Here is an 8,082-nt window from a genome sequence, read left to right as displayed (position 1 = left end):
GCTTTGGCGCGCACAAGGCGCTGGACGATGTTTCCATCGACTTCGCCGATGGTGGTTTCTATGCGCTGCTGGGGCCATCGGGCAGCGGCAAGACCACGCTTCTCAGGCAGATCGCCGGCTTCGATTTTCCCGACTCAGGCCGCATCGCCATCGGCGGCGAGAGCGTCGAGCGGGTGCCGGTCGAAAAGCGACGCATCGGCATGGTGTTCCAGAACTATGCGCTGTTTCCCAACATGAGCGTCGCCGACAATGTCGCCTTCGGCCTGTCCGTGCGCGGTGAGGCCAAGGCAGTGATTGCGACGGAGGTGCAGCGCGCGCTCGCCCTAGTGCAGCTCGGCAAGCTCGGTGGCCGCCGGCCGCACCAACTCTCCGGCGGCCAGCGCCAGCGTGTGGCGCTCGCCCGTGCCATCGTCACCAAGCCGCGCGTGCTGCTGCTCGACGAGCCGCTCGGCGCGCTCGACAAGGCGCTGCGCGTCGACATGCAGATCGAGCTCAAGCGCATCCAGCGCGAGATCGGCATCACCACCATCTTCGTCACCCACGACCAGGAAGAAGCGCTGACGATGAGCGACCGCATCGGCATATTGCGCGACGGCAGGCTGGTGCAGGAAGGGCCGCCGGAGGAGATCTATAACAGGCCGAAGAGCGAGTTCGCCGCCACCTTCCTGGGCGACGCCAATATCTTTCGCGGCGATACGACGGGCAATGGCATCCGGCTGGCGGACGGCACAGCGATTGCCGCCGGCGCGGGTGCGACGCTTGCAGCCGGCGCCAAGGCGAGCTGCGCCGTGCGGCCCGAACGCATCCGCATCGCCACGGATGCCGGAGCGCCGGATGGTAACGCCAACATTCTCAAGGGGCAGGTCTCCAAGCGCATCTTCGCCGGCAACAACAGCACTTATTTCGTCGAGCGTGCGGGGCAGACGCTGAAGGTGATCGTGCAGAACACCGGCATGGAACGGCTGGCGGAGGGCCAGGATGTCGTGCTGCGCTGGTCGCCTGAGAGCACGGTGTTGATCGCGGCGAACTGATCCCCCAGGTCTTGCCATACTGTTCGCAATCGGGGACAGCATAGACGGGCAAGAGCCCGGAGCATGCCGATGACCTTGGAGCTGAGTGCGCGGGACCGATCCATGCTCGACGGCGAGCAAGGCTCGTCCGCAGCCGCTGCCATGAAAATCCTGGTCGCGTTTTCCAATGCGGTTGGGGCAGGCAGTCTGCTCGACATTGCCGGCGCCCATATCGATGGCTGTCTCTACCACGGCAGGGCAGGGCTCGATTTCGTCGAGCGGCTGGTCGAAGGTGGTGGCTGCGTCCAGGTGCCGACGACATTGAATGTCGGCTCGTTCGACCTCATCCATCCCGGCATGGTGAAGATGCCGGCGGCGGAAGAGGTGCCGGCGCGGCGGCTGATGAAGGCGCATCTGGAGCTCGGTTGCCAGGCGACCTTCACTTGTGCGCCGTACCAGACGCGGTTCCGGCCAGTTTTTGGCCAGCAGATCGCCTGGGGCGAATCCAACGCCATCGTCTTTGCCAATTCGGTCATCGGCGCGCGCACCAACCGCTATGGCGATTTCATCGATCTGTGCTGCGCCATGACCGGCCGCGCGCCGGCCTGGGGCCTGCATCTGAGCGAGAACCGGCGTGGCCGGATCTTATTTGAGCTGGATGTTCCGGACCCCGAGCCGAGCGACAGCCTGTTCGTCGGCGTTGGGCTGATCATCGGGCAAGCGAGTGGCGACCGGATTCCGGTGATCACAGGCCTGCCGCGGCCGCGCGACGAGGACCAGCTGAAGGCGCTGGGGGCAGCGGCGGCAACGACCGGCGCGGTGGCGCTGTTCCATGCGGTCGGCGTCACGCCGGAAGCAAGCACGCTCGATGAGGCGTTCCAGGGCCATGCGCCTGACGAGACGATCCGTATCAGCCGCGCCGATATCGGCCATGCGCTGGCCAGGCTGTCTGGCGTACCGGACGGTGCGCCGCTGGCGGCCGTGTCGCTCGGCACGCCGCATTTTTCGCATCAGGAATGGATGCGGCTGTTGCCGTTGCTACGCGAGGTAGCGCCGGGCAGGCGCATTCCGATCTATGTCAACACCGGGCGCGCGACCCTGACGCGACTGCAGGAGGAGGGCGCGCTGGCCGGCATGGAGGCGTTCGGTCTGATCCCGGTGGCCGACACCTGCACCTATGTCACTGCGATTCTCGAGCGTCTCGACGGCGTGGTGATGACCAATTCTGGTAAATGGGCGCATTACGCGCCCGGCAATATAGGCGTGTCCGTCGCCTTCGCCGAGATGAAGGATTGCATCCGCTCCGCTGCGGTAGGGTATGTCGTGCGGAGTGCCTCATGACGCGGCCGGTGCAACGAACCGGCACCTTCCAGCTGACCGGCGAGGCCGAGGGCCTGGCTTTGGTGTTTTCGCAGCCACTCAGCTTCTGGGGCGGCATCGATGCCGAGACCGGCGACATAACAGATCATTCGCATTCCGGCCTTGGCCAGAATGTCGCCGGCAAGATCCTGGTCATGCCCAGCGGGCGCGGCTCGTCGTCTTCATCCTCGGTCCTGGCCGAGGCGATCCGCAGGGGCACGGCGCCGGCCGGTATCCTTCTGGAGCGGCCGGACCCGATCCTGGCGGTCGGTGCCATAGTTGCCGAATTTCTCTACGAGATCCGCATGCCGCTGGTGGTGTGCGACATTGCCGGCATAGCCTCCGGCGACGGGATAGCAATCGGCACTGGCGTGGATGGTCGGGCGATCGTTACGATTCAACCCGCCATCAATCCAGCAGTACCGCGCCACTCGTAGGCGGCGATCGCGCCCCCGCTGGTCGCGCCGGTGTTCGTTGAGATTGGACCGTCGCACGGTGGGTGGCACCACCAACGAGATGCGCGACCTGGCAAGCGCGCTCTATCTCTATTCAGAAACGAAAAGCTGTTGCTCAGATCTCCGGGATGTTCTCCTTGAAGATCACCTGCAGCCTTGGCTGGTGCAATTCATAGGGCAATCCTCTGACCGCATGGGTCAGAGTGTTGAGCGCTTCGCGGGCCTCGACGCGCGGGTTCTGGTCGATCACCGCGTCGAGCGTGCCGTCGAGCAGAAGGTCCTTGGTGCCGTCCGTCACCTCATGGCCGAGGAAGACCATGGACTGCGCGCGGCCGCGCTCCTTGAGCGCGCGGGCGATGCCGGTGTTGCCGGCGCCGACATTGTAGATCGCGGCAAGATCGGGATGCCGCTCCAGCAGGGCGGACGCTTCCGAATAGGCCTTCTCGCGGTCGTCGAGCATTTCACGCATCTCGACGATCTGCAGATTGGGCGATTCCTCCGTCAGGATATGGCGGAATCCCATCTCGCGTTCTTCGTGGCCGCGATAGGACAGCGAGCCGGCGAACAGCGCCACCTTGCCCGGACGGCCTGATCCCATGAAGCGGTTGAGCAGATAGCCGGCCAGCCGCCCGGCGGCCCGGTTGTCGATGCCGATATAGGCGACCCTGGGCACATGCAGGATGTCTGAGGCGATGGTCACCACCTTGATGTCGTTGGCCGACAGCGAGCGGATCGCTTCGCGCACCGTCGGATGGTCGAGCGCGATGACGCCGACGCCTTGCGTCTGTCCGCGCAGGTCCTGCAGCAGGCGGGCAAGCCGGTCGGGATTGAAGCCTTCTATGGTGGCGATGTGGACATCGAGATCCGGTCGCGCCAGGGCCTGCGCCTCGATGTGGCGGTGCAGCATCTTGATGAAGGAATTGGTGCCGGCCGGCAGCGCGAAGTCGAGCCGGATGACCTCGCCGGGCAAGGACCGTGGCGGCACGCCGTTCGGGCTTTCGGCGATGTAGCCGAGGCGCTGCGCCATTTCGAGCACGATTTCGCGCGTGCGCGCTCGCACGCCGGGGCGGTTGTTGAGCACGCGGTCGACGGTGGCGGCGGAAACGCCGGCTTCCCGGGCTATGTCAGTCAGGGTGGAACGCACCGTCTTTCATCTCCTCAACGCATCAGGATCACGCAATGCCGGCAGCCCGTCTGACGGCGATGGCTGCCTGTCCTCGGCGATTCTGATGGGAAATGATGTATCCGGCCTTGGCCGAAGCGCAAGCCGTTGGGCTAAATCAAGTCGTCCGACACGGCTATTCCAGGATGGGAAGATACATTTCCCATCAAATCGAGGCATGTGGAGCGGTATGTGGACCCAGGCATGACGCATTTCCTCGCCTCATTGCGATGTTGTGAGGTATTTTGATTATTTATGATGTTGACAGCCTTCCGATACTGCCGTCAATATCCCTCATGGGCTCGTGGAGGAAACGTGGGCCCTGAGGGAGGAATTCCAATGTCTGATCTGATCCGCATATCGCGACGCCGATTGCTGACGTCCGGAGGAAAGGCGGCGGTGTTCGTGGCCGCCACAGGTATCGCACCGCAATTCATTCGTCCCGGCCGCGCCTATGCGGCCGACGCGCTGGCGCCAGGCATGATTGGCGGCCCGACGGGCTTCGATGGGGCCGAGCGCTACCAGTATGGCGCCGACACGCCGGAAGGCCGCGCCATCGAGGCGGCCAAGGCGCTGAAGGGTGCCGGCAAGGCGCCGGCCAAGATCGTGCTCGGCCTGTCCGATGGCTCGATCGGCCAGCTCACACAGCCGTTTCCGGCCGGCGCGCCGTCGATCAAGGACCTGTGGGAAAAGGAGACCGGCATCCCGATCGAAATCGTCGGTCTGCCGAATGGCCAGGAATTCACCAAGACGATGCAGGACATCTCCACCAAGGGTGGGGCCTACGACATCTATTCGACCGAATGGAACCGCCTCGGCGACCTCGCCGAAACCGGCGGCATCGCCAAGCTCGATGACTTTGTCGCGCAGTACAAGCCCGAGTGGGATGATCCGGTGACCGGCTATGTCAATGGCGCCAAGGGCGTGTCGCTGCTCAACAAATATCGCGGCTCGAACTATGGCGTGTCGCTGGACGGCGACTTCCAGACCTGGGTCTACCGCACCGATCTGTTCGGCGACGAAGCCGAGAAGAAAGCCTTCAAGGACAAGTACGGCTACGATCTGGCGCCGCCGAAGACCTGGAAGCAGCATGGCGACATCGCCGCCTTCTTCCAGCGTCCCGACAAGGGTCTGTTCGGGTCGACCGATTTGCGCAACCAGGGCTGGGGCTATACCAACTGGTATCAGCGCTATGTTTCGATGGCCTCGCCCAACCAGTTCCTGTTTGGCGATGACGGCAAGCCGATGATCAATTCCGAGCAAGGCATCGCTGCCACCAACGAATATGTCGCGTCGCTCGCGCATCATTCGCCGGATGCGATCTCCTGGGGCTGGCCGGAACAGTACGGCAATTTCGCCAAGGGCGGCGCGGCGATGACCTGCGCCTTCTCCAACCTGCCGAAATTCCTCGACAATGCCGGTAACAAGGACTCGGCTGTCACCGGCAAGATCGGCTCGATGCTGCCGCCCGGCCGCGAGATCGACGGCAAGCTGATCAGCCGTTCCGTGCTGTGGTTCTCGCTGACCGGCATGGTCTCGGCGCAGTCGAAAAACCAGGAGGTCGCCTATCTCCTGCTGCAATGGCTGGGCTCTGCCCGCATCTACGCCTGGATGAGCGCCAACCCCGGCGGTTATCTCGACCCGTTCCGACTGTCGGATTTCTCCGATCCGCTGGTGCGCCAGACCTATCATGCCTACCACATGGACGTGGTGCGCGAGACGGTGGCGCGCACCGTGCCGACCATCAACTATCCTGGCGCAACAGCCTTCCACAATGCGCTCGACGAGAACCTCATGGCGGCGCTGACCAAGGCCAAGACATCCGAGCAGGCGATGGCCGACACCGAGGCCGAGTGGAAGAAGATCGCCCGGCGCACCGGCGAGGACAAGCTGCTCGAAGCCATCAAGACCAACAAGGAGGCCTGGCCGACAGTTCTCGATCCAATCGTTTGATCCATCTCCCTGGATCACATCGAAGGAGGGGAGGAGCCTGCTTCTCCCCTCCGCCCACAACGCCACCAGCAAAGCCGCCAGATGAAGCGTTCCATTCCTTTCGAGATCTTCCGCTACGCCGCGATCTTCGTGGCCATGGCGGTGACCCTGGTGCCGATCCTGTGGATGGTGTCGATGGCCTTCAAGCCGATCGCCGAATGGTCGGCGACCGGCGCCGACCTGACATGGTGGCCGAAGAACCCGACGCTCAGCAATTTCCGTTTCGTCTTCGGCGAGTCGACCAACAATCTGATCGTTGCGCTTGACCGCACCGCGCTGAAGCCGATCCTCTCATCGCTGCTGTCGGCGGTTTTCGGCACGGTGATCGCGATGTCAGCGGGTACTGCCGCGGCTTACGGACTGTCGCGTTTCGGCTCCGGACAGAATCTGCCGCTGGCGCTGATCCAGCTCAGGCTGTTTCCGCCGATGGCGGTGATGATCCCGGTGATGATCATGTGGGCCTTCCTCAACTTCACCGACAGCTGGTGGGGATTGGCGCTGATCTACGGCATCGTCACCTTGCCGTTCGCCTTCTGGCTGATGAAGACCTTCTTCGACGACATGCCGCGCGAGATCGAGGAGGCGGCACTGGTCGAGGGCTGTTCGCGGCTGCGCGTCTTCACCCGCATCACGCTGCCGATGATGCGCGCGCCGCTGGCCAGTGCCGCACTCTTCGTCTTCATCCTCAACTGGTCGGACTATCTGATCGCGCTGCTTCTGACGACGCGCGAATGGGTGACGATCCCGGTCTACATGGCTTCGCTGTCGTCCTCGATGACCGGGCAGCTCTATGGCGCCAAGGCGGCGCTTGGCCTCATCGCGGCGGTGCCGCCGGTCATCATGGGCATCGCCATCCAGCGCCATCTGGTGCGCGGGCTGACATTCGGGGCGCTCAAGCAATGAGCGCGGTGACTGCCATGGTTTCAGAGGACGAGATGAAAACCGCTGGAACAAGGCCGGTTTCGCGCGATGAAGGCGCAAGGCTGGGTTTCCGGCTGACATTGCCTGCGCAGATCCTGGTGCTGTTCATCTCGGCCTTCCCGCTGTTGATGCAGCTCTACATCAGCGTCACCGACTGGTCGCCGCTGTCGGGCCTCGGCTGGTGGAATGCCTGGTCACTGTGGAACAACCTAGCCAATTACACCGATCTTGCCGCCGATCCGCGCTTCTGGAGCGCGCTGAAGCGCACAGCCATCGTCATGATCATCTGCGTGCCGGTTGAATTCCTGCTCGGCCTGGCGCTGGCGACGCTGTTTGCCGACGATTTTCCGGGCAAGCGGATATTCTATTCGGTCCTGCTGATGCCGATGATGGTGGTGCCGGCAGTGGCCGGCTACATGTTCTTCATGCTGTTCCAGTCGGGCGGCCCGGTGAACGACATCTTGTCGGCGCTCACCGGTTCGCCCGTCACCATCGCATGGCTGTCGGACCCGACGCTGGCGCTGATCGCGGTGATGGTCGCCGACATCTGGCAGTGGACGCCGCTGATGTTCCTCATTCTGCTTGCCGGCCTGGTCGGCGTGCCGGAGGACCAGATCAAGGCGGCGACGCTGCTCGGCGCCAATCCGTGGCAGCGCTTCGTCACCATCGTGCTGCCGAAGATGAAGACGATCATCATCATCGCGCTGGCGATCAGGGTGATCGAGAACTTCAAGATCTTCGACACGCTCTACATCATGACCGGCGGCGGTCCCGGCGTCGCCACCGAGACCATCTCCGTCTACATCTACAAGCTCACCACGCAGGACCTGATCTGGGGCTATGTGGCGGCGATCGCGCTGGCCATATTGATCGTGCTGTCGATCGTCGCGGTGTTCGCCATGAAGCGCATGGCGCGGGCACGCGAGGTCCCGGCATGAGTGCCATTCACCTGCAGAACCTGGTCAAGAAGTTCGGTGACTTCACCGCGCTGAAGACAATGGATCTGGCAATTGCCGATGGCGAGTTCATGGCGCTGCTCGGGCCGTCTGGCTGCGGCAAGTCGACGACGATGAACATGATCGCCGGCATGGAGGAACCGACCGGCGGCAAGATCCTGTTTGGCGAGCGCGACATGGCCGGGGTACCGATGGGGCGGCGCGGTGTCGGCTTCGTGTTCCAGAAC

The 8,082-nt window shown here is 63.6% G+C and carries 8 protein-coding genes; 7 read left to right on the top strand and 1 reads right to left on the bottom strand.

Annotated features, from left to right (window positions below):
• From EN935_RS13415 to EN935_RS13405, 3 genes are all read left to right on the top strand, one after another.
• Positions 1-1,031, top strand: a 1,031-nt coding sequence (locus EN935_RS13415; RefSeq protein ID WP_164771116.1) for an ABC transporter ATP-binding protein, incomplete at its 5' end; no start/stop codon positions are given.
• A gap of 69 nt (positions 1,032-1,100) precedes the next feature.
• Positions 1,101-2,351 (top strand): aconitase X, encoded by a 1,251-nt coding sequence (locus EN935_RS13410; RefSeq protein WP_127265889.1) that lies wholly within the window; start codon positions 1,101-1,103, stop codon positions 2,349-2,351.
• Positions 2,348-2,806 (top strand): DUF126 domain-containing protein, encoded by a 459-nt coding sequence (locus EN935_RS13405; protein ID WP_127265888.1) that lies wholly within the window; start codon positions 2,348-2,350, stop codon positions 2,804-2,806. The genes EN935_RS13410 and EN935_RS13405 overlap by 4 nt, the downstream gene beginning before the upstream one ends.
• A 133-nt stretch (positions 2,807-2,939) precedes the next feature.
• Here the strand turns inward: EN935_RS13405 and EN935_RS13400 are convergent, their stop codons facing one another.
• Positions 2,940-3,968 carry a LacI family DNA-binding transcriptional regulator gene (locus tag EN935_RS13400; RefSeq protein WP_126069661.1) on the bottom strand — a complete coding sequence of 343 codons (1,029 nt, stop codon included), beginning with the start codon at positions 3,966-3,968 and terminating at the stop codon, positions 2,940-2,942.
• Between the two features lie 357 nt (positions 3,969-4,325).
• Here EN935_RS13400 and EN935_RS13395 point away from each other — a divergent pair, with 357 nt between their 5' ends.
• The 4 genes from EN935_RS13395 to EN935_RS13380 form a co-directional block, all read left to right on the top strand.
• A complete protein-coding gene (locus EN935_RS13395; protein ID WP_109660968.1) occupies positions 4,326-5,939 on the top strand; it encodes an extracellular solute-binding protein in 1,614 nt (537 codons plus the stop codon).
• A gap of 81 nt (positions 5,940-6,020) precedes the next feature.
• The gene (locus tag EN935_RS13390) at positions 6,021-6,881 is read left to right on the top strand and encodes a carbohydrate ABC transporter permease (RefSeq protein WP_109660970.1); all 861 of its coding nucleotides are present in this window, start codon (positions 6,021-6,023) and stop codon (positions 6,879-6,881) included.
• Positions 6,878-7,837, top strand: a complete 960-nt coding sequence (locus EN935_RS13385; protein ID WP_127264820.1) for a sugar ABC transporter permease — start codon at positions 6,878-6,880, stop codon at positions 7,835-7,837. The genes EN935_RS13390 and EN935_RS13385 overlap by 4 nt, the downstream gene beginning before the upstream one ends.
• Positions 7,834-8,082, top strand: a 249-nt coding sequence (locus EN935_RS13380) for an ATP-binding cassette domain-containing protein (protein WP_164771115.1), incomplete at its 3' end; no start/stop codon positions are given. The genes EN935_RS13385 and EN935_RS13380, both read left to right, overlap by 4 nt.

The sequence above is a fragment of the Mesorhizobium sp. M7D.F.Ca.US.004.03.1.1 genome, from assembly GCF_003998635.1.
In the GTDB taxonomy this organism is placed as follows: Bacteria; Pseudomonadota; Alphaproteobacteria; order Rhizobiales; family Rhizobiaceae; genus Mesorhizobium; species Mesorhizobium loti.
Note: the sequence above shows the minus strand (reverse complement) of the source record. Positions and strands in the feature narration are given on the sequence as shown.

What these genes read in the sequence shown, in the direction of transcription:
- EN935_RS13410 (WP_127265889.1), top strand. Translation starts at nt 1,101, where the DNA reads ATGACCTTGGAGCTGAGTGCGCGGGACCGATCCATGCTCGACGGCGAG.
- EN935_RS13405 (WP_127265888.1), top strand. Translation starts at nt 2,348, where the DNA reads ATGACGCGGCCGGTGCAACGAACCGGCACCTTCCAGCTGACCGGCGAG.
- EN935_RS13395 (WP_109660968.1), top strand. Translation starts at nt 4,326, where the DNA reads ATGTCTGATCTGATCCGCATATCGCGACGCCGATTGCTGACGTCCGGA.
- EN935_RS13390 (WP_109660970.1), top strand. Translation starts at nt 6,021, where the DNA reads ATGAAGCGTTCCATTCCTTTCGAGATCTTCCGCTACGCCGCGATCTTC.
- EN935_RS13385 (WP_127264820.1), top strand. Translation starts at nt 6,878, where the DNA reads ATGAGCGCGGTGACTGCCATGGTTTCAGAGGACGAGATGAAAACCGCT.